We start from the raw sequence: 25,795 nt of genomic DNA on the forward strand, positions 1-25,795 counted from the left end.
CCTTGTTATCAAAAGATAACAAGGTTTTTTTAGCGTCCTAGGAGAGATGAGAACTCCCGCTCCGGCCATTTCCGTACTATTTTATATATTTTGATCGCAGTCTTAATATATCTTCGCCCTCGCGAATGCCTGCCGATCCCTTCCTCACATTTTTTACGACAGTCCAATTCGGGTTAGTTTCATCACCGATATTCTGTACTGTAAAATTGCCATCACCATATTTCCGGTGACCTTCTGCCAATTTTTCCGTTAAATCATTCTCATTTGATCTCGCCATCTTTGCGCCATCTCCCTTTTTTATACGACCTTCTTAAACCCTCTAACCAATCACAGGTCCAGTCAATTGGAGATTCTCGTTTTCCGCTTCTATTAATTGTAACACACTGCCGGGGATAAGTTCCGATAACTGCTGCTCAATCGTACTAGAATGGTAAAGAGTTTGATAATATTGTAAATAAACAATTAAGAGAATCTGGATATGGTTTTCAATACGTGCATAAACCATTTGATGAGCCTGAACAAACAAATAATATAACTGACTAGCAAAGAGCGTTTTTAAGCGCTCTTTTTAATGCACTTTAATCTGTTGCATATACTCATTATCATATATCCCGTTATAATATTTTTAAACCTCTTGCACATACATCAATTTATAGACAAACAAAAAACCTTGTTATCAAAAGATAACAAGGTTTTTTTAGCGTCCCAGGAGAGATTCGAACTCCCGACCGTACGCTTAGAAGGCGTATGCTCTATCCGGCTGAGCTACTGGGACATGGAGCGGGTGAAGAGAATCGAACTCTCGACCAGAGCTTGGAAGGCTCTTGTTTTACCACTAAACTACACCCGCATATGTTATTTTCTTTTCTTCGTTAGCGCCGTTGCCCTATCGACAATATTTATTATATGTATAACCACACATAAAGTCAACACCTTTTTTAAAAGAGGATAAATTTTCTTATCCTCTTTTAAAAACTGCTTGTTCAACTAGTTGTCCGTCTAACGTTTCAAAACGAACTTCCATTTGATTTTCATCCATTTCTAATAAAGCAAATGTCTTTTCTACACGCTGACGTGGTAATAAAATACTGCCTGGATTAATAAATAAAACGCCCTCGATTAATTCCGCACCTAATACGTGAGAATGTCCGAAGCATGCAACTTGCGCTCCCACTTCTTCAGCATGGTACGCTAGCGTTTGTAATGTCATTTTCACATTATGGCGATGTCCATGCACTACTAAGAAGCGAATTCCATCTACATCAGTTACAATTTCATCTTGAAAGTTAGCATAATCACAGTTTCCTTTTACAACATGGAAACCTTGCAGTTCTTCATGAGCAGGCGTTAGCTCTGAATCACCGCAATGAATCATGATATCTACTTTCCCTTCATATTTCTCTTTCAACTGCTGTAATTCCTTCACAGAGCTATGACTATCGCTTACGATTAAAGCTTTCATCATTCTCTCTCCCTTATTCTCCTAAAAACCATTCCGGGATTTTTTCTTCTAACTTACGAAGAGCACGGCCACGATGGCTAATAGCATTTTTTTCATCTGAACTTAATTCCGCCATTGCTTTTTTGTATTCTTCCACATAAAAAATCGGATCGTATCCAAAGCCATTTTCTCCGCGGCGTTGTTCTAAGATAAACCCTTCACATGTCCCATTTACAATGACAGGCTTTTTATCACCTTCAGGGAAAGCAACTGCTAATGCACAATAGAAACGAGCTTTACGCTTTTCAAAGTCAACGCCATTTAATTCTTGTAACACTTTATCGATATTTGCTTGGTCATTTTTCGGTTCACCAGCAAAACGCGCTGAATACACTCCTGGTTTTCCATTTAAAGCATCTACAATAAGACCCGAATCATCCGCAATTACGATAGAATTCAACTGTCTACTCAAACTATCCGCTTTTAAGATTGCATTTTCTTCAAATGTTTCACCAGTTTCTTCGACTTCTTCAATATGAGGAAAATCGTGTAATGATTTCACTTCTAAATCAAATCGCTCAAATAACTCAGCAAACTCACGTACTTTCCCCATATTTTTTGTCGCTACAACAACTTGTTTCATACTTTCCACCTCTACTCTATATGAGATACGATGTCACCTAAAGCTTCTTTTTGTATATCAATCAGTTGGAAAATGCCTTTTTCCGCAGCATCAAGTAGTTCATTTAACTGCGCTCTACTAAACGTCGCTTCTTCTCCAGTTCCTTGCACTTCAACAAATTGGCCTTTTCCAGTCATAATTACGTTCATATCAACGTCTGCTTTAGAATCTTCTGCATAGTTTAAATCTAAAACAACACCTTGCTCTTCAACAATTCCTACTGACGTTGCTGCTAAATAATCTTTTACTGGAATTTTAGATACTTTTTCTGCTTGTAATAATTTCTCGAAAGCTAATACCATCGCTACATATGCACCTGTAATAGACGCTGTTCTCGTTCCACCATCTGCTTGGATAACATCACAGTCAATCCAAACTGTTCTCTCGCCAAGCGCTTCTAAATCAACTACCGCACGTAATGCTCGTCCAATTAGACGTTGAATTTCCATTGTACGTCCTGTTACTTTCCCTTTACTTGACTCCCTAATTGTACGTTGTTCTGTCGCACGTGGAATCATCGCATATTCAGCTGTTACCCAGCCCTTTCCTTCTCCACGCATAAATGGCGGGACACGCTCTTCAATTGTCGCTGAGCAAATCACCTTTGTATCCCCAACTTCAATTAATACAGATCCCTCTGGATGTTTTAAATAATTCGTGTGAATATGTATATGGCGTAATTCTGTTTTCTCTCTACCATCTACTCGCATAAAAATAACCTCCTCTTAATTACTACTCGTTAGTATAGCCAAATTTAAATGTATGATATGTATACAATAAAAGAAGGAGAACCCAAAAAGCAATTCTCCTTTCTTACTTAAGTATATCAAATTATTCAAGATTAAAAACTACCTGTATTCACGTTTTCTGGACGATCTACAGGTTTTATTAACTTTCCGCCCTTTTCATCTATAAGATTTGCTTTTCCATTCACTTCAATAGAAATATTTTTCACACCTTTCTTTTCTGTTAAAGATAAAACTAACGACTTCAATACGTAATTTGAGATCATATTTTTATCTGGGTTTACAAATATATTTTCATTAAAGTTTAATGTAAGATTTCCGTCTTGTAATTTCGGATTCGTAATAAGCTTAACGCCTGGATTAAAATCATTCAGGAGCGATTGATGAATCGGACCTTTTACAAGTTCATCTATAATTGCTGCATAATCATTTTCTTTTCCTTCCGCAACGCGGCGTGTGACTGGTACGTAGTATTGCTGTTTATTATTATTTTGCGCCATGAAATATAGTGTGACTGGTTTTGTATTCGTTACATCTGCTACTTGTTCATCATCGAAGTTAATACCATTTGCACGGCTCACTCCTTCACCAAGCGGTGTACCAGCAACCGGCATCTTCGCCAATTTCTCACCATTTATTTGGAACTGCACTTGTTTTATCTCTGTAAATTGCGTCAACGTCCACGCTATAGATTCAATGATTTGACGCTCTTCTTCTTTCGCATAGTTTTTCATTTCTTTAGAGAAATCAATAACTGCCGTCCCGTCCTTTTTCAAATCTAAAGTCATCGTTGTATTCGCCGGAATGACTGCACGAAACCCATTCGGTAATAAATTCGTTACCGGTCCATCTTTCACAAGGTATTCTAACGTTTGCTTCACAGTCTCATTTGCTTTCGGAGTAGGTATAGCTAACGTTTGTGGTACAACATAACCATTTTTATCAACAAGGTATAGTTCTCTATTTACCATTTGCCCTTGCTTATCTTTTTTAGCTACTTCTTTCTTCCCACCCTCTGTATACGTAACTTGTTTTGGCGGATCAATTTGTTCAGTTGCTTTCTCCTGATTTATAAAGCCACACCCTGTTAGTAAAACAGCGCTCACAGTAGCACCAACAACCCATTTAAAAGTGGATTTAGGCATGCCATTCCCCCCTAAAATCTAAGTTTGTACTATTATGTATACGAGCCGTTTCACATTTTAGAACAAGCTGTGCCTCTTATAAAGTGAAACTTTAATCAGTGGAGGGTCTAACTGCCCAGCAAATAGCAAGATAAAACAAAAAACTCCTGATTTCTCAGGAGCTCACTTATATGAATTCTACTATTATTCTTTTTCTAAATGAATATGCTTCACATTTTCAATCGGTTGACCGAACCATTTTGATGCAATTTCTTTAAACAAGCCTATTTTTCCTGTTGTTAAGAAGAGATGATCGCTTTGTTCTTCTCCTTCATTCAACATTTTACTATGATATAAGATTGTACTTACTTCACGTGCTGTTTCATCACCAGAACTAATTAGTTGTACTTTATTTCCCATTACTTTTTTAATAACAGGTCCTAAAATTGGATAGTGTGTACACCCTAATATAAGTGTATCAATATCGGTACTTTTCAGTGGTTGCAGCGTTTCTCTTACAACTTCATACGCCATTTCACTTTCGAAATTCCCACTCTCTACAAGTTCAACGAAAGGTGGACAAGCTAAACTTTCTACCATAACACGGTTATTAATAGACTTTAACGCCTCTTCGTATGCACCACTTTTCACCGTTCCAATCGTTCCAATAATCCCAACGTGATACGTGTTTGTCACTTTTAAAGCTGTACGTGATCCTGGGTGAATAACTCCTACTACTGGAATTGGTAATTGTTTTTGCATCTCTTCTAATACAACTGCAGTTGCTGTATTACACGCAATAACTAACATTTTAATATTTAAATCTAGTAAATGCTCCGTCATTTCCCACGTAAATTGACGTACTTCTTCTCGAGAACGTGGACCATAAGGACAACGTGCTGTATCTCCTAAATATATGATACGCTCTTTCGGCAACTGACGAATTAATTCCTTCGCTACTGTTAAACCGCCAACTCCTGAATCGATAACACCGATTGCTCTATTCAACTTCATCACCCGTTTTCTCATTCATCATCTTTTATGTTTATCATTATATTTTACACACTTTAAGTTCGCTCACTTCAAATGCTTCTGTATGAAAATTTTCATTTGCCCATGTATAGACTAGGACCTTTTTTATTTTGCTCCTTTTTTTCATAATTTGCAAGATAGAAAAATAACCGACCTTCTATAAGAAAGTCGGTTTCTTCTATATAAAGTGCATATTCATTGATCCATCTTTTTTTGAAAAGAAGACATTCCCATTAATAAGACGAAATGAACAGAAATTAAAATGACGATCAAAATAAAATTCAATCGATAACTATTTGTAGATTCCATAATTTTGCTCGCTACAGCTGGTCCGAATGCCATACCGAAAAAGTTAATTAAATTATATAAACCAAGGCCGACTCCAACTTTAGCTGGATTTAATGTTTTCGGAATAAATGTGTTTAATGATACTTGAATTGCCGAATAACTCATAAATGTTAAAATAACCGCAAATAAAATAAAGAGTAAGTTCCCGTCTGGAATAATCCCTAAAATTAAAAAGCCAATGATCATAACTACAGACGCTACATACATCATCCTCACATTCCCAAACGCAGGAATAATCTTTCCGGTAATAAAACTAGATACAATACCAAAGAGAGATGCAAGAAACAATACAATTCCAATAACGAACGGAGACAATCCGTGCCCTCTTCCTAACAGTAATGGTAATAATAATAAACTAGCACATAACGCCACATTAATGATAAATCCGACCGCTATTAAACGCAGGAATGGTTTATTTGTAAACAACTCAATATCAATAAACGGCGACTCTGCTCTCTTCATATGAGCCTTGAATAAAAATAGGAAAGCAACAGATAACACAAAAAGCCAACTATTAATATTCACTCCTAATAAAACGGTCGTAATCAATACAAATAATAAAAATGCTCCAATGAAATCAAAGTGGAACACTTCATCGGTATGTTGCACCTCTTCTGGCATAAATTTTACGAGCAAGAAAATACCAACCATTGAAATAACCATAAATAAAAATAAATACGGCCACCCTAACGTATTTGTAATTGCCCCACCAACTAAAGGTCCAATACCAACCGCTAATGCAATAGAAGAACTAATCATTGCTAACGCACCCGGTTTTTTAGCTGGAGCAACTAATTTCGCCACCGCAATCATACTAAGCGCAATAAACGCTGCTCCTCCGCTCGCCTGCACTAACCTTGCGAAAATGATAATCTCATAAGATTGATTCACAAACCCAACAATAGAACCAGCTACAAATATGATAATAGAAATAATTAATAGCCTTTTTACACTGTAACGATCAGCCAGTTTTCCATATATCATCGAACCGATACCGACGACTAAAGAATACCCTACTACAACCCAACTTACTTTCAATTGACTAATTGATAAATCATTAGCAATATCCTCTAGCGCTACATTAAATAACACAGCGTTCATCGGTCCTAACAAAACAATAAAACATAATGTAAAAACAAACCATTTCGAATGGTTACTTATATCTTTCCCCATGTGTAACACTCTCCTGATTGCAATTTTAAAACTGTCAAACTATAGATAAAAAAATGAAGTTATTTAAATGTTGTATCACCACTAAACAACTTCATTAAATGTATAAATGGTGCTAATTTATCGCGCGATAAATTGAATTCGAAACGAAACACGTATGTTGTTCGATATTCATGGAACTATCATAGTTTCAACATTACAGTTTGTCAACGAAAAACATACAAAGTAAACTAATTTAGTCTTTTTAGTTTACTTTGTTCAAAAGTTATTATACACTAATTTCGAAGCTGATATAAGGAGGACTGGCATGATTATTCAAATTTGCATTTTTTAACTTAATAAAATGAAACGAATACAGAACTTTTATATAGAAGAGACATTATAGGAGGATTATGATGAAGAAAAAAATGTTAGTTGTATTAACAAGCGTAGAAAAATACCCAAATTTAAATAGGGCTACCGGACTTTGGCTCGGTGAAGCTGTACATTTCGTAAAAAAAGTAGAAGAAGCGGGTTACGAAGTTGATTACGTCAGTCCACAAGGCGGTTATACACCAATTGATCCACATAGTTTAGCAATGGCGGAGAGCATCGATTGGGAATGGTACCAAAAGAAAGAGTTTATGAATCGCCTCGGTTCTACAATGAAACCAAGTGAAGTGAATCCAGAAGACTACGCTGTTATTTATTACGCAGGTGGTCACGGGGTTATTTGGGACTTCCCAGAAAATAAAGAACTTCAAAATATTAGCCGCAATATTTATGAAAACGGCGGTATTGTTTCTTCCGTTTGTCATGGAGCAGCTGGTTTATTTCATATTACATTAAGTAATGGGGATCGTTTAATTAGCGGTAAGAAGGTAACAGGCTTTTCAAATGAAGAAGAAAAATTAGCTGAATTAGATCAATTCGTTCCATTTTTAACAGAAGATGAACTCATTAAAAATGGAGGACTTTACGAAAAAGCTGCACAGCCTTGGGAAGCTTTTGCTCTAGAAGATAATCGTGTTATCACTGGTCAAAACCCAGCTTCAGGTGGTTCAGTAGCCGAATTAGTATTAAAACAGTTGCAAAAATAATATGTACTAAAAAAGCAGATCTCCCTCTACTAAGGGAGATCTGCTTTTTTACGAAATCATTTGCAAAATAGCAATAACTTCTTTTTCAATTTCAGAATCATCAATTGCTTCTATATACTCTGGTTTAAAAAGTTGATACTTCTTTAATTGATAAAAATCAAGTATCGCTTTCTTTAAAGTAATATCGTACTGAATACAAAAAGAATGATCTATAATACGTCGTAACATCACATCATCTTGTACCATAAATAATTGTGCATTCATTTTATTAAAATAACCTTGTTCCATACCCGCTTCAAAAAACATTTGCAAATTATGATTACGATTTTGTTGTGCAGCGACTAATTGATCTGACAAATGCGGATATGCTTCTTTCAAATCTTGCAAAAAAACATCCGAAATATATGTCACACATTTTAAAGAGTGGATAAACGTCTTTTGGAAACGTTCTGCAAAAGACATGCTTTCATCTTGATTGTCCGCATCACCTTCGAGTAGATAATTCATAAAATCCTCTACTACCGCCTCAATAATTTCATCTTTCGAAGAAAAACGTTTATATAAAGTAGCTTTACTAATATCCATATATTTCGCAATTTCATCTATTTTCAATTGGCTAAAACTCGTCTTTCTAATAACGGGCTTTATTTTATTAATATAAGTATTTGCACATGCGACTTTTCTCATTTAAAAGAGCCTCCCCTTTTGTCCATACAAAATAGTATAGCAAATTCACGAATGATTATAAATGAAGTTATTATACTCATTATGCTTTTTTAGTTTATTACATTTTCATATACTATACATAAAGAACTAGAATCCATTATCACCAACTGGACAGTTACAAACCAATTTTGAGGGGGGAATTTTAGGATAAAAATACCCACTACCTTTGTTAGTAGCGGGTACTTTTTCTATAATTTATTTACAGCCCTTTTTATAGCCTTACCTATTTCCACGCTAGACTGTGGATTTTGCCCTGTAATTAAATGCCCATCTACTACCACATGCGGCGTAAAATTAGGCGCTACATAAAACAAAGCTCCTTCTTCTTTCAACTTACTTTCTAACAAAAACGGAACGCGCTTTTCTAAATGTACAGCTTTTTCTTCATCGTTTGTATAACCTGTTATACGCTTACCGGCAACAAAAAACGAGCTATCCTTATTTTTCACACCGACTAAGGAGCTTACTCCGTGACAAACAGCCGCTACAATCCGGTTATTGTTATACATATTCTCAATCAAATTTGCTACATATGGATTGCCTGGAAAATCTACAATCGCCCCGTGCCCACCACCAAATAAAACCGCATCATAATCCGAGAAATGAACATTCGAAATCGGCCTCGTATTTTGTAATAAAGAAGCTACATGCTTGAATTCGCGAGGTATACCATTCGGAATAGACACTCTATCTATAGGTACTCTCCCGCCTTTTATTGACACAATATCAACATCAAACTTAGCCTTTTTAAATAAATGATAAGGAGCTGCGAGCTCTTCAAGCCACAAACCCGTCGGGTGTCCATTCATATCATGAGCACTTGTTGAAACTAACAGTATCCTTTTCAACATATCCCCTCCTTATTACCTATTTATGTATGGAGTGTTCTTATCATTCATATAGCAAGTGAAGCAAACAAAAAAATAGCCGACTCTTTGTATAAAAGTCGGCTGCTTTCTTATAGTTCGAGCTCTCCCATACGAAGAAGCTCCACAACTGCTTGTGAACGTCCTTTAACCCCTAGCTTTTGCATTGCGTTTGAGATGTGGTTGCGAACTGTCTTTTCACTTATAAAAAGTTCACCTGCAATTTCCTTCGTTGTTTTATCTTGAACCAGTAATTCAAATACTTCTCTTTCTCTCTTTGTGAGTAAAGGTTTAGATTGATACGCTTTTTCCTTCAACTGGTATAACCCTCCTTGCTTAAGCCAGAGCTGTGTATGTGTAAGTTGGGTGTTTATTTAGTCAAGATATTGTATGAACGAAATGTGCAGGTGGTGAATGAAAATGGGCTTTATTTCCTATGTTATTTTAGACTTTTATACAGTGCGTACACTCTTTTTATCCACTTACTTTCCAACGCGCCATATTTGTTCTAGCAATATACTTACAACCGTACCTACAAATAAACCATTACCGAATATATATTGCATAACAGACGGCAAGGATTGGAGTGCTCCAGACGGTAAAAACATAACGCCGCTGCCAAATAATACTGCAACGCCTAAAATCGTTACATTCCTTTCACTCATCGGCACTTGTTTTATATTATTAAATCCAATTCCAATTAACTGTACGAACGAAGCCATTAAAACAGCCGATGCGACAGCAGATGGTAAAGATGCTAAGTAACGAATAATACTTGGAAAAAGAGACATTACGACTAGTAACGCACATGCCATTAAGAACGATCGTATATACTTTTGTTTTGTTAAACGTATAAATCCTGCCGTTGCTGGTAACGGAACGACACCTACAGTTGAAAATACAGAAGAGATGATATGTGAAATCCCCCCAACCCATGTTCCATCTTTCAACTGTTTTTGTTCAATAGTCGCTTTATGAATAGTTGCTTGATTAATTGCTATAATAGCTGCCACCGTATTCGAAACTAAAATACATACCATAACGAAACTTGACACAGCCATACCTGTATTCCATTTTGGAAGTCCCCAAGCAAATATATGTGGAAGTTGTACAAAATGAGTTACTTGAGATGGGATTGTCACTTTTCCTGCAATAAGAAAAATAATCCACCCACTAATTAATCCTATTAAAACTGCATAACTTTTGACAAAGCCTTTTCCGAAATTAGATAGTATAATAACGAACAAAAATATACTAAACGCGATCATTGCTGTAAATCCGTCAATTTGAGAAATAGTAGCTGTAATCCCTAACATTCCTTTTAAAAATACACCACTTAATTGTAAACATAATAAAAGTAAAAACGTCCCTGTCACAAGCGGCGTAAATAAAAATAAAATACGTCCTATAAAACCAGTTACTCCTAATCCTATTAAAATAACACCGGAGATTATCATTCCTAATTCTAAAATTTGCAGTGTACTATGTAATTGATCCTGTCCGGCCGTTGCATAAGCAAGCACGGTAAATACACCAACCCAAGATCCAGCCGGCCCATCCGCAATTGGCAGTCTATGCCCAAGCCAGCCTTGTAAAAAAGAAGATATACCAACTACAAAAAACGTACGCTGCATTAAATAAAATATTTCTTCCGTCGTAAGATGAAATAATCCGCCAACGACAATTGGTAGTGCGATTGAATTTGCTAATAAAAATATAAACCATTGCAAAGTTCCCATAATATGATTTTGGTTATGTTGATTGTCCAAAATTTTCATCCCTTCTAGCTTTCCTATAAAAAATATACTGTAAGAATAAAAAAGAAGAGTTCTAGACTTACCATTAGAACCCCCCTCAAAATATTTAAACGATTCTTCTACACAAGATTATTTAATTCCACCTCATTTAAACTTCCAACAACAATATTTCCTTTATACACGACTAAACGTTTTTCTGTTTGACGCGCTACTGCTTCAGCAGCGCATGTCGCATTTGTCAAAACAAAACTCGCTTCATCCCCTACATTCGGCCATACTCGCTTCCCTTCATTATTTAACGTTTCTTTTCCTCCTGTAATAAAGCGAAGTGCTTTTCCTAAAGACCTTTCGTCACTCCACCCAAAACGCTCTGCTAATCGATTCGCCTTTTGAAGCATATCACCTGTTCCAAACGGTGACCAATGATCTGTAATACTATCATTTCCTAATGAAACCTTAACACCTTTTTTATCTAATAACGGAATTGGGATTACTTGTTTACCAATTGGTACCGTTGAAGTAATATCAATATTTACATTTGCGAGTCTTTCTGCCACTTCTTCAGCCTCTTTATCAGTAACACCACCAAGTCCAAGTGCATGACTAATTGTTACACGACCTTGCCATCCTGCTTCTTCTGTTAAACTTGCCAATCTCTTCATCGTAAATGTTCCAAGATTATTCGCATCATGCAAATGAATATCAACATCCGCATTAAATTCTACTGCGATATCCATAATTGTATGTAATGATTTTTCAATGTCATTATCCACTGTAGCTGGATCTACGCCTCCGACTAGATGAGCACCCATACGCATCGCATCTTTCACGAGTTGCACAGAATTACTGCGCAATAATCCATGTTGCGGAAACGCAACAATTCTACTAGACACTCGATTTTTATATGTTTCTAATGCCGCTAACGTCGCCTCCAAATTACCAAGCCCAATAATTGGATCAACATTACAATGCGTTCTAATATTCGTTGCACCATTTTGCAGTAGTAACTCTAGCATATTTTCCGCTCTATTTTGGGCAGTCGCTAATTGCTTTGGTAAAATTTTTTCTTCTTCATTAAAACGTGTAAAAATACTTTCTGCTGGCATACAAGCTTTCCAAGGACCACTATAATATGTCTTATCAATGTGAATATGCATCTCTTCGAAAGCGGGCAAAATTAATAAACGATTAGCATCAAGAATGAGTACCCCTTCCTCTTGAACAGTCCCTGCTATAATTTTTTTAATTCGTCCCTCTTCAATAAGTAAACTACATAACTCTGTTTCTGTTTTTGAAATTCTCCCCTCTTCATATGTATACCCCGATTCAAGCGTTACATTAGTCAACCAATATACCGTCATCTCTATTTCCCCACCCTTTATTAAAAGTTACCTCTTACTATAATTTTAATATCAACTGAAAATTAAGACAATTAATATGACTGTTCCCTAAAAAAATGTCATACAACCTCATAGTCTCCTCATAGATTTCCATATAGAATAGAAGTATAGAGTTTGCTATAAAAAGGAGTGTATTGGAAGATGTCAAAAAGATTATGTAAATCCGAAACTGATAAAATGCTATTTGGTATATGCGGTGGTTTAGGAGAATATTTTGATATTAGCTCTACTCTCATTCGCATACTTTGGGTCATTGCAGTTTTATGTTTTGGGACGGGTTTTTTAGTTTATTTTATTTGTTTATTACTTATGCCACGCTCTTACTAATAACATTCTTTCATATATTTGAGCATAGTGTATACAAAATCCCCTATAGATTTTTCTATAGGGGATTTTTTCATGAAGAATATTTCATCGTTAAATGTAATACCGCCACTTCTTCTTCTTCATTTTTATAAATATGCTTCTTATTCGCTTCAAATTGAATGGAATCAAACTCATTTAATTCGTATACATCATTCTCCACTTGAATAGACACTTTCCCTTTCATTACCGTTACAAGCTCAATCGCACCTTCATGATGAGCTTCTGGTTCATATATACTATTTGATCGTAAACAAGCACGGTGCATTTCCATCCCTGTTTCTTTCGTATAACGGAACATCGTTTCTAAATGCCATGCTTGTCCTACATCTACTGCAAATCCTTCTCCACAGCGCGCAACGGCTACAGGTTCTCCAACAACCATTAATCTGGATAAAGGAATTGATAACCCTTTCGTTATTTTCCAAATGACAGCTAGCGTCGGATTTGTTTCCCCTCTTTCGATCTTTCCTAATGTTAATTTACTAACTCCTGTTTTATGAGCTAATTCTTCTAAACTTAATTTCTGCTCATTTCGAATTTGTCTCAATAACTGTCCAACTTGTTGAATGACTTCTTTCGTTTGCATATCTTCATTTTCTTTCATATATAAAACCACCTTAAAGTATAAAATAGTTTACTTTTAATTAATTAAAGTATATTATACTATACATAATTATTTTTCCGAAAGGAGTGCTATACTTCATGCGCGCAATTTTATTAGGTCTTTTATCATCGGCCTTTTTTTCTGCAACCTTTATTATTAATAGAGCAATGAATGTATCTGGAACGAGCTGGGCTTGGACAGCTTCCTTCCGTTTTTTATTTGCTCTCCCTATTTTATTCCTTATCGTTTTATTTCGCAAAAACTTTAGGGGATTATGGGAAGAGTTAAAAAAACATCCATTGGCGTGGATCGGATGGGGTTCTGTTGCCGGTATTGGTTTTTATTCTTTATTAAGTTTCGCAGCTGTCTTTTCTCCAGCTTGGCTCGTTGCTGGAACTTGGCAAGTTACGATTTTAGCTGGTTTACTACTATCACCACTATTTTTTGTGAAAATAGAAACAAAATCAGGTACGAAACTTGTACGTGGAAAAATTCCACTTCGTAGCTTATATGTTGCTTTATTTATTTTACTTGGTGTAATTTGTATGCAAGCAACTGCCGCAGGCCATATTACAATGACTCAGTTCATTTCAGGTTTTTTACCTGTCGTATTAGCCGCTTTCTTATATCCGTTCGGTAACCGAAAAATGATGGAGCTTGTTGGCGGACGCCTTGATACGTTCCAACGTGTATTAGGAATGGCAATTGGAAGTCTTCCTATAACAATTTCGCTTGGTGTATACGGATTTTCTACTACGGGTATTCCAACATCTAGCCAAATGCTTCAAGGATTTTTGTTAGCATTATGTTCCGGCGTTATTGCAACGATGACATTTTTCTTTGCTACTGACTTAGCAAAAGATAACCTGGCTTTACTTGGAGCTGTTGAAGCAACACAAGCTGGAACGATGGTCTTTACCGTACTTGGAGAAATTGTTTTCTTGAATGGTTCGTTTCCTGGCGGGCTTTCCCTACTTGGAATGATTATTATTATGTTAGGAATGGTTGCAAATAGTATTTTAAACCGATCTATTCCAGCCGTTAAACAGAAAAAATCAGCATAAAAAAAGAGTATGGTTCTATAGAGATGAACCATACTCTTTTTTATTGTCCCCCTATTTTGCCTTATCAGAATAGTATTTCATTGGCTGTTTATACTAAAACGTATGTTATAATACGTTTCATGCGCATTAATAGGAGGTAAATTATGTTAAAAAAAGCAATCGCTGAATTTATTGGTACCTTTGTACTTGTATTATTCGGAACTGGAGTAGCTGTCACTGGCGGCGGAATCGAAGGAATTGGAACATTAGGAATCGCTATGGCTTTCGGCTTATCTATTGTAGCTATGGCATATAGCATCGGAACAATTTCTGGATGTCACATTAACCCAGCAGTATCAGTAGCTATGTTCATCAACAAACGAATGAACGCTATGGAACTTTGTTATTATGTATTAGCTCAAATTTTAGGTGGTTTATTAGGAACTGCAACGTTAGTAACAATTTTAAAATCTGCTAAAACACCTTTAGATAATTTAGGACAAAATGGTTTCGGAACTCTTGGTTTATCTGGAGCATTTTTAGTTGAGTTCATTTTAACTTTCGTATTTATTTTAGTTATCGTCGCTGTAACAGGTAAAAAAGGAAGTTCTTCTTTAGCTGGACTAGTAATTGGTTTCACATTAGTTTTAATCCACTTATTAGGAATTCCGTTAACTGGAACATCTGTTAACCCAGCTCGTAGTATCGCACCAGCTTTATTTGTTGGTGGAGAAGCACTTTCTCAACTATGGGTATTCATCGTAGCACCAATTCTTGGTGGTATCTTCGCAGCTATCGTAGGTAAATTCATTTTAAATACTGAAAAATAGAATTTTCAATATTTCTGAATAAAAAAAGCGAGCCCTCATTATGAGGAAGCTCGCTTTTTTATTCTTTCATTTTAGACTTTAAATTTGTAACTAATTGATCTACCGTTACATTTGCAAGCACGTTTTCCATCGCTTCTTGCGCTTGCATTAAAATAATTTCTAATACTGATTGAATATTAGCTCCTACTGGACATTCAATGTTGGGATTTTCATGGAAGGAAAATAGCTGTCCTTCTTCTACAACTTCCACTGCTTTATATACATCAAGTAATGTAATTTCTTCTAAATCTCGAGCAAGTGTCGTACCACCTTTACCAGCTTGTACATCAACAAGTCCTGCTCTCTTCAACATTCCTGTAATGCGACGAATCACAACTGGATTTGTATTCACACTACCGGCAATCCATTCAGAGGTACAGCGAGAGTTTCGATCTATCGCAAGTAATGTCAGCATATGAACACCTACTGTAAAACGACTACTAATCCCCATCTGCACACCCTCCTTTTTATTCATTCTATTAAAAGACGACTCTTATTATTATATACTATTTTTAATTTATACATAAAGAAAAAGCATGATTTCAATAGGAAATCATGCTTTTCTCTCATTATTGACGCTTTATAAATTTCGCTAAATCTTTAAATTTCACTTTATCTGAGTAATTCATTACGCCATTTACGTAAATGCGGCTTGTAACAGCATTTAATATCGCAATTGTCGCCAATAAGACTGCTAATGTTATCGTAATTTCTAGCATACCTGCTTCACCAGCTACAATACGTGAGAAGGTAACCATCGGTGTAAAAAATGGAACGTAAGAACTTACAACAACGATAGTACTATTCGGATCACTTAATGATTTAATACTAATGAAGAATGCAGCCATAATTAAAATCATTACCGGGAAAGATACAGCTTGTAAATCCTCCGTCTTAGACACGACAGCTCCAGCAGCAGCATACATCATTGCATAAAGTAAATATCCCGTAATGAAATAAACAAGAAACATGCTTACAACCTTTGCATCTAATTTCGTAAAGTCAATTGGAATACCAAATAGTGAGGCACTTTCTAAATCGACCCAACCTAACAAATATGGAATAAGATAACCACACGCCAATATGACAAGTTGCAATAAAGCCGTTGAAACAACCGCTAAAATTTTCGCATACATCATCGTAAGAGGTTTCACTTTCGGAAGCATTACTTCCATTACACGTGACGCCTTCTCAGATGCAATATTCATTGCGATTGTATTTCCGAACGCTACAATAAACATATATAAAGCAAATGTAAAGAAATAGGCAATTCCGAAAGAAGATGTACGATCTTTTATCGCTTCTTGCTTTACTTGAATTTCTGTTTGTAATTGCTGTGCAATTTCTGGTGAAACATTATTTTTGGCAATTGTCACCATCGTATATTGTTGCTTTAAATATCCTGCCATAATTGCAGAAGTTGCTTGGCTTGGAAATCCATTATACATATATGTAATCGATGGAGCCCCACCCTTTTCCGTCACATGGAATAGACCATCTAAATCGCCTTCTTCTACTTGCTTATGCAGTTTATCAAAATCATCCTTTGAACCAAGTGTTATTTTTGCTGATGGCAATAGCTTATTTAGCTCATCTTTTTGTACTTTATATGTGGAACTCTCTACTACAACTGCAATTTTATCTTTATCCTTATTTTTATCATCGCCTGAAGTAAAATGATTAAATGCAAAAATCCCAAACACAACTAAAAATAAGATCGCACTCGTAATTAATGATTTTTTAGATAAAAATGCTTCCCTAAAATAAAATGAAAATACGTGAGAAAATTTACGCATCGTTATTTCGCCCTCTCTACAAAGATTTCATTTAACGTCGGCTCTAACATTTTGAATTGCCGTAAGCTAACACCTTGCTCTTGCAACTGTTGCAAAATCTTGAGAGCTTCCGCATCGTCTTGTACTTTCACATAAAGAAGGCCTTGTTGTTTTTCATACGATACATGTATAGCTTCTAATCCCTTTTCATTCTCTACTGTATCTTCAATCGTTAAATTACGGAAACCGTATTCTTTCTTAATATCACTTAGCTGTCCTTTTACGACTGCTTCACCTTTTTTCAAAATACATACATGTTGGCAAAAAGCCTCTACTTGTTCCATACGATGACTTGATAAAATAATCGTCTTTCCGCTCTGTACTTGTTCTTCAATAATACTAGCTAACATCCCGGCATTAACTGGATCAAGGCCGCTGAATGGTTCATCTAAAATGAGAAGTTCCGGATTATGAAGAAGAGCAGCAATTAATTGGATTTTTTGCTGATTCCCTTTTGAAAGCTCTCCAGCCGTTTTAAATTTATATTCTGGTATCGCTAAACGCTCTAACCAATGATCAATAGCGTGATCTACTTCTTTCTTCGACATTCCTTCTAATCTACCAAAATATCGCAACTGATCTATTACTCTACTTTTTGTATATAAACCTCTTTCTTCTGGTAAATACCCAATTGTTACGCCACTATCCCCAAATGCTTTTCCATCCCACGTAATCGTACCTTCATTAGGCGTTAATAATCCGAGAAGCATCTTGATTGTTGTTGTTTTCCCTGCACCATTTCGTCCAAGTAATCCTAGTACTTCACCTTTTGGTAACGAAATTTGCAAACCGTTAACTGCTTTTGATTCCCCAAATTGTTTCGTTAAGTTTTGAATTTGTAAACTCAAAGTATAAAGCCTCCCCTTTAGTATCATTCGTACTCTCTTTCAAAGACTATGTTTATTCAAGAAAAAATATAGCACTACACTTCATCCTCTTATATGTAAACACCGTCATTAATCCATCATTTGTTCTATTTAGTTAAAATTGTAAATAACAAACCTCTTTTTGTCAATTATAATTGTCATTACGACAATAAAACTTGTCAAAATAACTATTATTATTTTGCTCATCTTTCTAATATAGGACATACTACTATATATACAAAAGACAATATGCAAATGTTCATATAAAAATATTATATTTTAATATATAATATAAAATGATTTTCTAACATCAAGGAGGGTACATATGAAGATGAAGAGGGGCATTACCACTCTATTATCTGTAGCGGTTCTATCTACATCACTTGTAGCATGTTCAGGAACACCAGAGAAAACAGTGGCGAAAGAAGAGAAAGTAAAATTAACAGAACAGCAATTAATGGCTGATTTATGGTATCAAACAGCTGGCGAAACGAAAGCACTTTACTACCAAGGGTACAATATCGGTCAATTAAAGCTTGATGCAGTTCTTGCAAAAGGGACAGAGAAAAAACCTGCTATCGTACTTGATTTAGACGAAACTGTTTTAGATAACAGTCCTCATCAAGCAATGAGCGTAAAAACAGGCAAAGGCTATCCTTACAAATGGGATGATTGGATTAATAAAGCTGAGGCTGAAGCCCTTCCAGGCGCAATTGATTTCTTAAAATATACAGAGTCTAAAGGTGTAGATATTTACTACATCTCAAATCGTAAAACGAACCAACTAGATGCAACAATTAAAAATCTTGAGCGTGTAGGTGCTCCTCAAGCAACGAAAGAACATATATTACTACAAGATCCGAAAGAAAAAGGAAAAGAAAAACGCCGTGAACTCGTTTCTCAAACCCATGATATTGTCTTATTCTTCGGTGATAACTTATCTGATTTCACAGGTTTTGATGGAAAATCTGTAAAAGATCGTAACCAAACAGTAGAAGATTCAAAAGCACAATTTGGTGAGAAATTCATTATTTTCCCGAATCCAATGTATGGCGATTGGGAAGGCGCTTTATATGATTATGATTTCAAAAAATCAGATGCAGAAAAAGATAAAATCCGTCGCGACAACTTAAAATCATTTGAAGTAAAATAAAGAGGATGGCATTCGCCATCCTCTTTATTTTACTTTCTCTGTTAAAGGCAAGATAAACACTTCCACACGTCTATTCTTTGCCTTTCCTTCTTGTGTATCGTTTGGAGCAATTGAACGGTATTCTCCGTATCCAATCGCACTAAATTTTTCTGGTTGTAATTCTTTATTTTGCAGTAATACTTGCATAAAATTAACTGCCCGCTGCGTACTTAATTCCCAATTCGACGCAAACTGCGCATTGGCAATAGGGACATTATCCGTATGACCCGATACTGTAATTTCACGAGGTGACGCTGAAACAAGTAAGCTAGACATCTCTTTCGCAATCCCTAAAGATTCTAATTTCACATCTGCTTTCCCCGAATCAAACAGTATATTTTCTAATATTGTCACCATTAATCCCTTTTCAGTTAATTTAGTTTGAAAAGAAGAGGATAATTGTTTTTCATTTATATATTGATCAATCTTTTTTTGTAATGCTTTCAATTCATCCATCTCTTTTTTTTCTTTAGCTCTAGCTTCTTCTTGTTTTTTTGCTTGTTCTGCCTCAAGGCTACTTGCTGATAATTCTTTTTCCTCATTTGGCTTTTGATCACTTAAAAATTCTTTGTTACCTGTTCCCCCAGCTAATTCACTTCGAAAAGCAACTGCCATCTGTTTAAACTTCGCAGCATCTATACTACTCATTGCGAATAAAACGATAAACAATGCAAATAACAACGTTAACATATCAGAATATGGAATTAACCACGTTTCATCGATATGCTCATCATGTTTTTTCTTTTTGCCTCTTCTATTTTTCTTACTCCGCATTTTTTTCTGCTCCTTTTTCTAGCTTTTTACGCTCAGTTGCAGAAAGTGCACCTAAAATGCGGTTCTTCATAATAAACGGATATGTACCTTCTTGTAACATTAATAAACAATCAATGATTAAACGTTTTTTCTCAATTTCAGCTGAAGATTTTTGCTTTAACTTATTTGCAAATGGATGCCATAATACATAACCTGAAAAAATACCAAAAATCGTTGCAATAAACGCACCCGAAATAGCATGACCTAACTTTTCAATATCAGTTAAGTTACCAAGCGCAGCTACAAGACCGATAACAGCACCTAAAACTCCTAATGTCGGTGCATACGTACCAGCTTGTGAAAAAATAGCAGCTCCCTTTGCATGTCTTTCTTCAATTGCCTCTAATTCAGATTCCAAAATCTGCTCTAAATCTTCTGCGGATACGCCATCAATCACAAATTTCATACCGCGCAAAAGAAATTCATCTTGAATTTTGTCTAATTGTTGCTCTAAAGACAAAATACCGTATTTTCTACTTTCAGATGTCCAATGAACAAATAATTCTAGCAACTGTTCATAACTTAAATCCTTTTTATTTGAACCAAAAAGAACTTTAAATAGTTTTGGAACCCTTTTTAGTTGATTCATCGGAAATGCAATACATACTGCAGCAAATGTACCGATAAAAATAATTAATGCTGCGGCAGGATTTAATAAGGCTGTTACGTCAGCGCCCTTGACGACCATCCCTACTACCACTGCTAAAAATCCTAAAACAAGTCCAATAATTGTTGCAAAATCCATTCCCATTCACTCCTAGTCTATACAAGAAGTTCTTTATTCTCGATAATCGCTACATCTTCTTATGTATATATATTACATAAAAAATGCAATTCATGAAAGATAAGAAATGAATTATATAAAAAAATACTACAAATTCACACATTTTCTGACATTTTCTTTGCATTTCTATTACGTTATGACTCTTATATTCCTTTTCCAACAAACTAGACTTATAATAAAAAAAACGATACACATTTTATTAAGAAGGGACTGTGATTACAAGGCATTATGAAAAAGATAATAATTATTTCTGCCACTACTATTGTAATCGGTATCACATCTTTCACTTACTTTGGTTCTAAATCACCACTACATAATGAAGCGAAAGCTGTCGAAAGTCAAAAACATACTAACCACCCAAAAGAAGAGATTCCTGCTTTTCCAAAAGCTGATCATAATGCAAAGAAAATAGACAATGACTTTTCAGTTGTAACAAATCCAAAATCTAATCTTGTCTTAATTAATAAACATCGAAAACTACCAGATGGATACATTCCTGAAGACTTAACGAGACCAAACGTACCATTTGCTAGTCCAAAAGATAAAGAAAAAACATTGCTACGCAAAGATGCTGCAGAGGCACTTGAAAACATGTTCAAAGCTGCGAAAAAAGAAGGGCTTGATCTTACAGCTGTATCTGGTTATCGTTCATACAAACGCCAAAAATCGTTGCATGATACATACGTTAGGCGTCAAGGAAAAGCTGAGGCTAATTCAGTAAGCGCAATTCCTGGTACGAGTGAACACCAAACGGGTTTAGCAATGGATATTAGTTCAAAAACAGCTAAATTTCAATTAGAGCCTATTTTCGGGGAGACAGCAGAAGGAAAATGGGTCGCGGAACACGCTCATGAATTCGGCTTTGTCATTCGTTACTTAGAAGATAAAACAGATACAACAGAATATGCATATGAACCATGGCACTTACGCTACGTTGGTAATCCATACGCTACATACCTATATAAACATCACTTAACATTAGAAGAAGCGATGGAAGACAAAAAATAAGAGAGCAAATTGCTCTCTTATTTTTCTTTCACTCTATCATTGTAGTAATTTCTTCTTCCATTCTTCAGGCCATGGTTCGCCTCTTCCTGTTTTTTTCGACGCTTGAACCATCATTCCACGACCTACTAAACAAACCTCTCCTTCTGCATTCTTCACCATATAATGTAGATCTAAAGAAGAGTTCCCAACCGATCCTGCCTTTACATACACCTTCAACTGTTCATCAAAATATATTTGCTTAATAAAATTACATTGTAAATCCGCAACAACGATCATCGTTTCTGATGATGCATGTGTCCACTCTTGCATAAATCCAAGTTCTTTAAACAACGCGATACGAGCTTCTTCAAAATAAGTAAAAGCAACGACATTATTTACATGTCCAAACATATCTACTTCACCAAAACGAACCTTTACAGGATTGTAAAATGAAAAACCACTTTCCCATTTCTCGAAGTCTTCAATATAAGAAATTCTCTTCAACGCTATCTCCCCTTCCTACCCAAAAAAAACAGAATAAACTGAAAAATACAGTTATAAATATTGCCCCTTCAAAATGAAGAGGCAATATTTATTAATAGTTATTATCGCTACCAAAGAAATCTTTGAACGATTGAATTGTTGTATCGCGGTTTAATGCCGCAATTGAAGTTGTTAAAGGAATACCCTTCGGACATGATTGCACACAGTTTTGAGAGTTACCACAGTTTGCTAGCCCTCCATCTCCCATAATTGCACGTAAGCGATCTGCTTTATGCATTTCACCCGTTGGATGTGAGTTGAATAAACGAGCTTGTGATAACGGCGCTGGTCCAATAAAGTCAGACTTACTGTTTACGTTTGGACATGATTCTAAGCAAACACCACATGTCATACATTTTGAAAGCTCATAAGCCCATTGACGCTTTTTCTCAGGCATTCTTGGTCCTGGACCTAAGTCATACGTACCATCAATTGGAATCCAAGCTTTAACGCGTTTTAGAGCATTAAACATGCGACTGCGGTCAACTTGTAAATCACGTACAACTGGGAATGTCTTCATCGGCTTTAAGCGAATTGGCTGTTCTAATTGGTCAATAAGAGCCGTACATGATTGACGTGGCTTTCCGTTAATAACCATCGAACATGCACCGCATACTTCCTCTAAGCAGTTCATATCCCATGCGATCGGAGTTGTTTGGTTTCCTTTTGAATCAACAGGATTACGACGAATTTCCATAAGCGCCGAAATAATATTCATATTAGGACGATATGGAATTTCAAACTCTTGGTCAAACTCTTGTGCATCTGGTCCATCTTGTCTCGTAATGATGAGGCGGATTGTTTTCTCAGACATGTTGTTTATCCCCCTTCTCTTCACCCTTAGCAGCTACATCATGTTTTGAAGAATAATCACGTTTACGCGGTTTAATTAATGAAACATCAACGTCTTCGTAATGGAATGCTGGTGCATTTCCTTCTCCTTCAAATTTTGCCATAGTAGTTTTTAAGAAGTTTGCATCATCACGATTTGGGAATTCAGGTTTGTAATGCGCCCCGCGGCTCTCATTACGGTTATATGCGCCAATTGTAATAACACGTGCTAACTCAAACATATTTGCAAGTTGACGTGTAAATGAAGCACCTTGGTTACTCCATCTCGCTGTATCGTTAATGTTAATACGTTTGTAACGATCCATTAACTCTTCAATTTTCGCATCTGTTTCTAATAACTTTTTATTTTCACGAACTACTGTAACGTTATCTGTCATCCATTCTCCAAGCTCTTTATGAAGAACATATGCATTTTCATTACCATCCATCGTTAAAATATTGTTAAATTTCTCTGTTTCGATTAATTCATTTTGCTCATATACAGTAGATGAAACAGCATCTGATGATTTAGAAAGACCTTTCATATATTCAATTGCGTTTGGTCCTGCTACCATACCACCGTAAATTGCTGATAATAGTGAGTTTGCACCAAGGCGGTTACCACCGTGCATAGAATAATCACACTCACCTGCTGCAAATAAACCTGGAATACTCGTCATTTGCTTATAGTCAACCCATAGTCCACCCATTGAATAGTGAACAGCTGGGAAGATTTTCATTGGTAGTTTACGAGGATCATCCCCTGTAAATTTCTCATAGATTTCAATAATTCCACCAAGTTTAATATCTAGTTCTTTCGGATCTTTATGAGAAAGATCTAAGTACACCATGTTTTCACCGTTAATACCTAGTTTTTGCTCTACGCAAACATCAAAGATTTCACGCGTTGCGATATCACGAGGTACAAGGTTTCCGTAAGCCGGATATTTTTCTTCTAAGAAGTACCATGGTTTACCATCTTTATATGTCCAAACACGTCCACCTTCACCACGTGCAGATTCACTCATAAGACGTAATTTATCGTCTCCAGGAATTGCCGTTGGGTGAATTTGAATGAACTCACCATTTGCATAATATGCACCTTGTTGATATACAGCAGAAGCTGCTGTACCTGTATTAATAATGGAGTTTGTTGATTTTCCGAAAATGATACCAGGGCCCCCTGTTGCCATAATCACGGCATCAGCTCCGAAACTTTTAATCTCCATAGTTTGTAAGTCTTGTGCAACGATTCCTCGGCACACACCTTCATCATCAACAACAGCTCGTAAGAAATCCCAGCCTTCATATTTCGTTACAAGTCCTGCTACTTCGTGACGACGTACTTGCTCATCTAATGCGTAAAGTAATTGCTGTCCAGTTGTTGCACCAGCAAATGCTGTACGGTGATGTTGCGTTCCACCAAATCGACGGAAATCAAGAAGTCCTTCTTCCGTACGGTTGAACATAACACCCATACGGTCCATTAAATGAATGATACCAGGTGCTGCTTCACACATTGCTTTAACTGGTGGTTGGTTCGCTAAGAAGTCCCCACCATAAATTGTATCGTCAAAGTGGATCCATGGAGAATCCCCTTCACCTTTCGTATTTACGGCACCGTTAATTCCGCCCTGAGCACATACAGAATGTGAACGTTTTACTGGTACTAAAGAAAACAGTTCAACATTTACTCCTGCTTCTGCCGCTTTAATCGTTGCCATTAAGCCAGCCAAGCCACCGCCGACTACTATAAGTTTCCCTTTCATGCTCTCCCACTCCTTACTGATTTGCTAGCTGTGGATCGATGAACGCTAATAATGCACTCACACCTACATAAGATAGACCTAAGAAAATAGCTAATGTTACATAAGTAGAGATTCTTTGTGAACGTGGAGATACTGTAATTCCCCAGCTGATGCAGAATGTCCATAGTCCATTTGCAAAGTGGAAAATTGTTGAAACAACACCAACTAAGTAGAATGCAAACATAGCTGGATTGTTTAAAATATCTGCCATCATATCATAGTTTACCTCTTTACCTAACATTGCTTGAATACGAGTTTCCCAGACGTGCCAAGAAATGAAAATCAGCGTAACGATACCTGAAATTCTTTGGAAAACGAACATCCAGTTACGGAAATAACCGTAAGAAACCGCATTGTTCTTAGCTGTAAATGCAATATATAAGCCATATATAGCATGGTACAGTATCGGTAAAAAGATGATGAAAATTTCTAGCGCATACCGGAATGGAAGGAGCTCCATAAAGCCTGCAGCTTTGTTAAAAGCCTCTGCTCCTCTTGTTGCAAAGTTGTTTACAATTAGATGTTGCGTCAAAAAGACACCAACCGGGATGACCCCCATTAATGAGTGCCACTTACGAAACGTATACTCGCGGCCTTTCATGTCCCCATTACCCCCTTGAATGTTTGACTGCTGTTTTCAGATTAATTTATAACAATAATGTTTTTTCACTATTGGCATAAGAAAAACTGAAAAAATTATTCGAAATATTTCAGCATAATTTGATAACAAGTTCATTTTACCCCTATTTTTGTCGAAGCGTCAAGAAAACGTATACATAATTTGCATATAATTTGGCAATTCTTTTTTTCTTCTTAGATATTCAGATTTCCCTAAAGAAAAATCTGTTTTTATAAATGAAAAATGTTATATAATAATCCCTAT

At 36.1% G+C, this 25,795-nt stretch carries 28 protein-coding genes and 2 tRNA genes; 6 read left to right on the forward strand and 24 right to left on the reverse strand.

Annotated features, from left to right (window positions below; all coding sequences use genetic code 11):
* Positions 1-76: 76 nt before the first annotated feature.
* From QCI81_RS09345 to QCI81_RS09385, 9 genes are all read right to left on the reverse strand, one after another.
* Positions 77-277, reverse strand: a complete 201-nt coding sequence (locus tag QCI81_RS09345) for a hypothetical protein (RefSeq protein WP_000124460.1) — start codon at positions 275-277, stop codon at positions 77-79.
* A gap of 424 nt (positions 278-701) precedes the next feature.
* Positions 702-775 (reverse strand) — tRNA-Arg (locus QCI81_RS09350).
* A gap of 1 nt (position 776) precedes the next feature.
* Positions 777-850, reverse strand: a tRNA-Gly gene (locus tag QCI81_RS09355).
* Positions 851-958: 108 nt separating this feature from the next.
* The gene (locus tag QCI81_RS09360; RefSeq protein WP_000645488.1) at positions 959-1,462 is read right to left on the reverse strand and encodes a metallophosphoesterase; all 504 of its coding nucleotides are present in this window, start codon (positions 1,460-1,462) and stop codon (positions 959-961) included.
* Positions 1,463-1,475: 13 nt separating this feature from the next.
* On the reverse strand, positions 1,476-2,084 hold the full coding sequence (locus QCI81_RS09365) for an XTP/dITP diphosphatase (protein ID WP_000815949.1): 609 nt from the start codon (positions 2,082-2,084) through the stop codon (positions 1,476-1,478).
* 11 nt (positions 2,085-2,095) lie between these two features.
* Complete coding sequence (gene rph, locus QCI81_RS09370) at positions 2,096-2,833, reverse strand: ribonuclease PH (protein ID WP_001261762.1); 738 nt, start codon at positions 2,831-2,833, stop codon at positions 2,096-2,098.
* Positions 2,834-2,964: 131 nt separating this feature from the next.
* A complete protein-coding gene (gene gerM, locus QCI81_RS09375; RefSeq protein WP_001126743.1) occupies positions 2,965-4,014 on the reverse strand; it encodes a spore germination protein GerM in 1,050 nt (349 codons plus the stop codon).
* Between the two features lie 183 nt (positions 4,015-4,197).
* Positions 4,198-5,007, reverse strand: coding sequence for a glutamate racemase (racE, locus tag QCI81_RS09380; RefSeq protein WP_016512279.1), 810 nt, complete (start codon positions 5,005-5,007; stop codon positions 4,198-4,200).
* A gap of 213 nt (positions 5,008-5,220) precedes the next feature.
* Positions 5,221-6,546, reverse strand: a complete 1,326-nt coding sequence (locus tag QCI81_RS09385; RefSeq protein WP_071729571.1) for an MFS transporter — start codon at positions 6,544-6,546, stop codon at positions 5,221-5,223.
* Between the two features lie 392 nt (positions 6,547-6,938).
* On the opposite strand from QCI81_RS09385, the gene QCI81_RS09390 reads away from it, so the two are divergent.
* Positions 6,939-7,622 (forward strand): type 1 glutamine amidotransferase domain-containing protein, encoded by a 684-nt coding sequence (locus tag QCI81_RS09390; RefSeq protein ID WP_071729569.1) that lies wholly within the window; start codon positions 6,939-6,941, stop codon positions 7,620-7,622.
* A gap of 48 nt (positions 7,623-7,670) precedes the next feature.
* On the opposite strand, the gene QCI81_RS09395 is transcribed toward QCI81_RS09390, so the two are convergent.
* The 5 genes from QCI81_RS09395 to QCI81_RS09415 all read right to left on the reverse strand — a co-directional run bounded on the left by QCI81_RS09395 (position 7,671) and on the right by QCI81_RS09415 (position 12,332).
* Positions 7,671-8,309: a TetR/AcrR family transcriptional regulator gene (locus QCI81_RS09395; protein ID WP_029443378.1), complete on the reverse strand. Its 639-nt coding sequence runs from the start codon at positions 8,307-8,309 to the stop codon at positions 7,671-7,673.
* Positions 8,310-8,536: 227 nt separating this feature from the next.
* Positions 8,537-9,199: a type 1 glutamine amidotransferase domain-containing protein gene (locus QCI81_RS09400; RefSeq protein WP_016512275.1), complete on the reverse strand. Its 663-nt coding sequence runs from the start codon at positions 9,197-9,199 to the stop codon at positions 8,537-8,539.
* 107 nt (positions 9,200-9,306) lie between these two features.
* Entirely contained in the window at positions 9,307-9,531 is a 225-nt protein-coding gene (gerE, locus tag QCI81_RS09405) for a spore germination transcription factor GerE (RefSeq protein ID WP_000659484.1), read from the reverse strand.
* 165 nt (positions 9,532-9,696) lie between these two features.
* The gene (locus QCI81_RS09410) at positions 9,697-10,992 is read right to left on the reverse strand and encodes a purine/pyrimidine permease (RefSeq protein ID WP_053563595.1); all 1,296 of its coding nucleotides are present in this window, start codon (positions 10,990-10,992) and stop codon (positions 9,697-9,699) included.
* A gap of 98 nt (positions 10,993-11,090) precedes the next feature.
* Entirely contained in the window at positions 11,091-12,332 is a 1,242-nt protein-coding gene (locus QCI81_RS09415; RefSeq protein WP_000219588.1) for an amidohydrolase family protein, read from the reverse strand.
* A gap of 180 nt (positions 12,333-12,512) precedes the next feature.
* On the opposite strand from QCI81_RS09415, the gene QCI81_RS09420 reads away from it, so the two are divergent.
* Positions 12,513-12,698 (forward strand): PspC domain-containing protein, encoded by a 186-nt coding sequence (locus QCI81_RS09420; protein WP_000044337.1) that lies wholly within the window; start codon positions 12,513-12,515, stop codon positions 12,696-12,698.
* A gap of 70 nt (positions 12,699-12,768) precedes the next feature.
* Here the strand turns inward: QCI81_RS09420 and QCI81_RS09425 are convergent, their stop codons facing one another.
* On the reverse strand, positions 12,769-13,341 hold the full coding sequence (locus tag QCI81_RS09425; protein WP_016080152.1) for a helix-turn-helix domain-containing protein: 573 nt from the start codon (positions 13,339-13,341) through the stop codon (positions 12,769-12,771).
* A 98-nt stretch (positions 13,342-13,439) separates the two neighbouring features.
* Here QCI81_RS09425 and QCI81_RS09430 point away from each other — a divergent pair, with 98 nt between their 5' ends.
* A complete protein-coding gene (locus QCI81_RS09430) occupies positions 13,440-14,405 on the forward strand; it encodes a DMT family transporter (protein WP_353810683.1) in 966 nt (321 codons plus the stop codon).
* Between the two features lie 143 nt (positions 14,406-14,548).
* Entirely contained in the window at positions 14,549-15,214 is a 666-nt protein-coding gene (locus QCI81_RS09435) for an aquaporin (RefSeq protein ID WP_000913213.1), read from the forward strand.
* A 58-nt stretch (positions 15,215-15,272) separates the two neighbouring features.
* Here the strand turns inward: QCI81_RS09435 and QCI81_RS09440 are convergent, their stop codons facing one another.
* From QCI81_RS09440 to QCI81_RS09450, 3 genes are all read right to left on the reverse strand, one after another.
* Positions 15,273-15,704: an Rrf2 family transcriptional regulator gene (locus QCI81_RS09440; RefSeq protein ID WP_000512998.1), complete on the reverse strand. Its 432-nt coding sequence runs from the start codon at positions 15,702-15,704 to the stop codon at positions 15,273-15,275.
* Positions 15,705-15,822: 118 nt separating this feature from the next.
* Positions 15,823-17,049 (reverse strand): ABC transporter permease, encoded by a 1,227-nt coding sequence (locus QCI81_RS09445; protein WP_001224987.1) that lies wholly within the window; start codon positions 17,047-17,049, stop codon positions 15,823-15,825.
* Positions 17,050-17,051: 2 nt separating this feature from the next.
* Positions 17,052-17,936: an ABC transporter ATP-binding protein gene (locus QCI81_RS09450; protein ID WP_065229401.1), complete on the reverse strand. Its 885-nt coding sequence runs from the start codon at positions 17,934-17,936 to the stop codon at positions 17,052-17,054.
* Positions 17,937-18,279: 343 nt separating this feature from the next.
* Here QCI81_RS09450 and QCI81_RS09455 point away from each other — a divergent pair, with 343 nt between their 5' ends.
* On the forward strand, positions 18,280-19,107 hold the full coding sequence (locus tag QCI81_RS09455; protein ID WP_000782771.1) for a 5'-nucleotidase, lipoprotein e(P4) family: 828 nt from the start codon (positions 18,280-18,282) through the stop codon (positions 19,105-19,107).
* A gap of 24 nt (positions 19,108-19,131) precedes the next feature.
* On the opposite strand, the gene motB is transcribed toward QCI81_RS09455, so the two are convergent.
* Both motB and motA read right to left on the reverse strand, forming a co-directional pair.
* Complete coding sequence (gene motB, locus QCI81_RS09460) at positions 19,132-19,920, reverse strand: flagellar motor protein MotB (RefSeq protein ID WP_001256741.1); 789 nt, start codon at positions 19,918-19,920, stop codon at positions 19,132-19,134.
* Positions 19,910-20,704, reverse strand: a complete 795-nt coding sequence (gene motA / locus QCI81_RS09465) for a flagellar motor stator protein MotA (RefSeq protein WP_000344862.1) — start codon at positions 20,702-20,704, stop codon at positions 19,910-19,912. The genes motB and motA overlap by 11 nt, the downstream gene beginning before the upstream one ends.
* A 267-nt stretch (positions 20,705-20,971) precedes the next feature.
* On the opposite strand from motA, the gene QCI81_RS09470 reads away from it, so the two are divergent.
* Complete coding sequence (locus tag QCI81_RS09470; protein WP_071729561.1) at positions 20,972-21,751, forward strand: M15 family metallopeptidase; 780 nt, start codon at positions 20,972-20,974, stop codon at positions 21,749-21,751.
* Positions 21,752-21,787: 36 nt separating this feature from the next.
* Here QCI81_RS09470 and QCI81_RS09475 read toward each other — a convergent pair whose 3' ends face one another.
* The 4 genes from QCI81_RS09475 to sdhC all read right to left on the reverse strand — a co-directional run bounded on the left by QCI81_RS09475 (position 21,788) and on the right by sdhC (position 25,513).
* Complete coding sequence (locus tag QCI81_RS09475; protein WP_000822727.1) at positions 21,788-22,234, reverse strand: acyl-CoA thioesterase; 447 nt, start codon at positions 22,232-22,234, stop codon at positions 21,788-21,790.
* Between the two features lie 91 nt (positions 22,235-22,325).
* Positions 22,326-23,087, reverse strand: a complete 762-nt coding sequence (gene sdhB / locus QCI81_RS09480; RefSeq protein ID WP_001291830.1) for a succinate dehydrogenase iron-sulfur subunit — start codon at positions 23,085-23,087, stop codon at positions 22,326-22,328.
* Positions 23,080-24,873, reverse strand: a complete 1,794-nt coding sequence (gene sdhA / locus QCI81_RS09485; protein WP_000676743.1) for a succinate dehydrogenase flavoprotein subunit — start codon at positions 24,871-24,873, stop codon at positions 23,080-23,082. Before sdhA ends, sdhB begins: the two co-directional genes overlap by 8 nt.
* Before the next feature lie 13 nt (positions 24,874-24,886).
* On the reverse strand, positions 24,887-25,513 hold the full coding sequence (gene sdhC / locus QCI81_RS09490) for a succinate dehydrogenase cytochrome B558 (protein ID WP_000678354.1): 627 nt from the start codon (positions 25,511-25,513) through the stop codon (positions 24,887-24,889).
* Positions 25,514-25,795: the final 282 nt, after the last annotated feature.

This window comes from Bacillus cereus group sp. MG20, from assembly GCF_040459885.1.
Lineage (GTDB): Bacteria > Bacillota > Bacilli > Bacillales > Bacillaceae_G > Bacillus_A > Bacillus_A cereus.

What these genes read in the sequence shown, in the direction of transcription:
- QCI81_RS09345 (WP_000124460.1), bottom strand. Translation starts at nt 277, where the DNA reads ATGGCGAGATCAAATGAGAATGATTTAACGGAAAAATTGGCAGAAGGT.
- QCI81_RS09360 (WP_000645488.1), bottom strand. Translation starts at nt 1,462, where the DNA reads ATGAAAGCTTTAATCGTAAGCGATAGTCATAGCTCTGTGAAGGAATTA.
- QCI81_RS09365 (WP_000815949.1), bottom strand. Translation starts at nt 2,084, where the DNA reads ATGAAACAAGTTGTTGTAGCGACAAAAAATATGGGGAAAGTACGTGAG.
- rph (WP_001261762.1), bottom strand. Translation starts at nt 2,833, where the DNA reads ATGCGAGTAGATGGTAGAGAGAAAACAGAATTACGCCATATACATATT.
- gerM (WP_001126743.1), bottom strand. Translation starts at nt 4,014, where the DNA reads ATGCCTAAATCCACTTTTAAATGGGTTGTTGGTGCTACTGTGAGCGCT.
- racE (WP_016512279.1), bottom strand. Translation starts at nt 5,007, where the DNA reads ATGAAGTTGAATAGAGCAATCGGTGTTATCGATTCAGGAGTTGGCGGT.
- QCI81_RS09385 (WP_071729571.1), bottom strand. Translation starts at nt 6,546, where the DNA reads ATGGGGAAAGATATAAGTAACCATTCGAAATGGTTTGTTTTTACATTA.
- QCI81_RS09390 (WP_071729569.1), top strand. Translation starts at nt 6,939, where the DNA reads ATGAAGAAAAAAATGTTAGTTGTATTAACAAGCGTAGAAAAATACCCA.
- QCI81_RS09395 (WP_029443378.1), bottom strand. Translation starts at nt 8,309, where the DNA reads ATGAGAAAAGTCGCATGTGCAAATACTTATATTAATAAAATAAAGCCC.
- QCI81_RS09400 (WP_016512275.1), bottom strand. Translation starts at nt 9,199, where the DNA reads ATGTTGAAAAGGATACTGTTAGTTTCAACAAGTGCTCATGATATGAAT.
- QCI81_RS09410 (WP_053563595.1), bottom strand. Translation starts at nt 10,992, where the DNA reads ATGAAAATTTTGGACAATCAACATAACCAAAATCATATTATGGGAACT.
- QCI81_RS09415 (WP_000219588.1), bottom strand. Translation starts at nt 12,332, where the DNA reads ATGACGGTATATTGGTTGACTAATGTAACGCTTGAATCGGGGTATACA.
- QCI81_RS09420 (WP_000044337.1), top strand. Translation starts at nt 12,513, where the DNA reads ATGTCAAAAAGATTATGTAAATCCGAAACTGATAAAATGCTATTTGGT.
- QCI81_RS09425 (WP_016080152.1), bottom strand. Translation starts at nt 13,341, where the DNA reads ATGAAAGAAAATGAAGATATGCAAACGAAAGAAGTCATTCAACAAGTT.
- QCI81_RS09430 (WP_353810683.1), top strand. Translation starts at nt 13,440, where the DNA reads ATGCGCGCAATTTTATTAGGTCTTTTATCATCGGCCTTTTTTTCTGCA.
- QCI81_RS09435 (WP_000913213.1), top strand. Translation starts at nt 14,549, where the DNA reads ATGTTAAAAAAAGCAATCGCTGAATTTATTGGTACCTTTGTACTTGTA.
- QCI81_RS09440 (WP_000512998.1), bottom strand. Translation starts at nt 15,704, where the DNA reads ATGGGGATTAGTAGTCGTTTTACAGTAGGTGTTCATATGCTGACATTA.
- QCI81_RS09445 (WP_001224987.1), bottom strand. Translation starts at nt 17,049, where the DNA reads ATGCGTAAATTTTCTCACGTATTTTCATTTTATTTTAGGGAAGCATTT.
- QCI81_RS09455 (WP_000782771.1), top strand. Translation starts at nt 18,280, where the DNA reads ATGAAGATGAAGAGGGGCATTACCACTCTATTATCTGTAGCGGTTCTA.
- motB (WP_001256741.1), bottom strand. Translation starts at nt 19,920, where the DNA reads ATGCGGAGTAAGAAAAATAGAAGAGGCAAAAAGAAAAAACATGATGAG.
- motA (WP_000344862.1), bottom strand. Translation starts at nt 20,704, where the DNA reads ATGGATTTTGCAACAATTATTGGACTTGTTTTAGGATTTTTAGCAGTG.
- QCI81_RS09470 (WP_071729561.1), top strand. Translation starts at nt 20,972, where the DNA reads ATGAAAAAGATAATAATTATTTCTGCCACTACTATTGTAATCGGTATC.
- sdhB (WP_001291830.1), bottom strand. Translation starts at nt 23,087, where the DNA reads ATGTCTGAGAAAACAATCCGCCTCATCATTACGAGACAAGATGGACCA.
- sdhA (WP_000676743.1), bottom strand. Translation starts at nt 24,873, where the DNA reads ATGAAAGGGAAACTTATAGTAGTCGGCGGTGGCTTGGCTGGCTTAATG.
- sdhC (WP_000678354.1), bottom strand. Translation starts at nt 25,513, where the DNA reads ATGAAAGGCCGCGAGTATACGTTTCGTAAGTGGCACTCATTAATGGGG.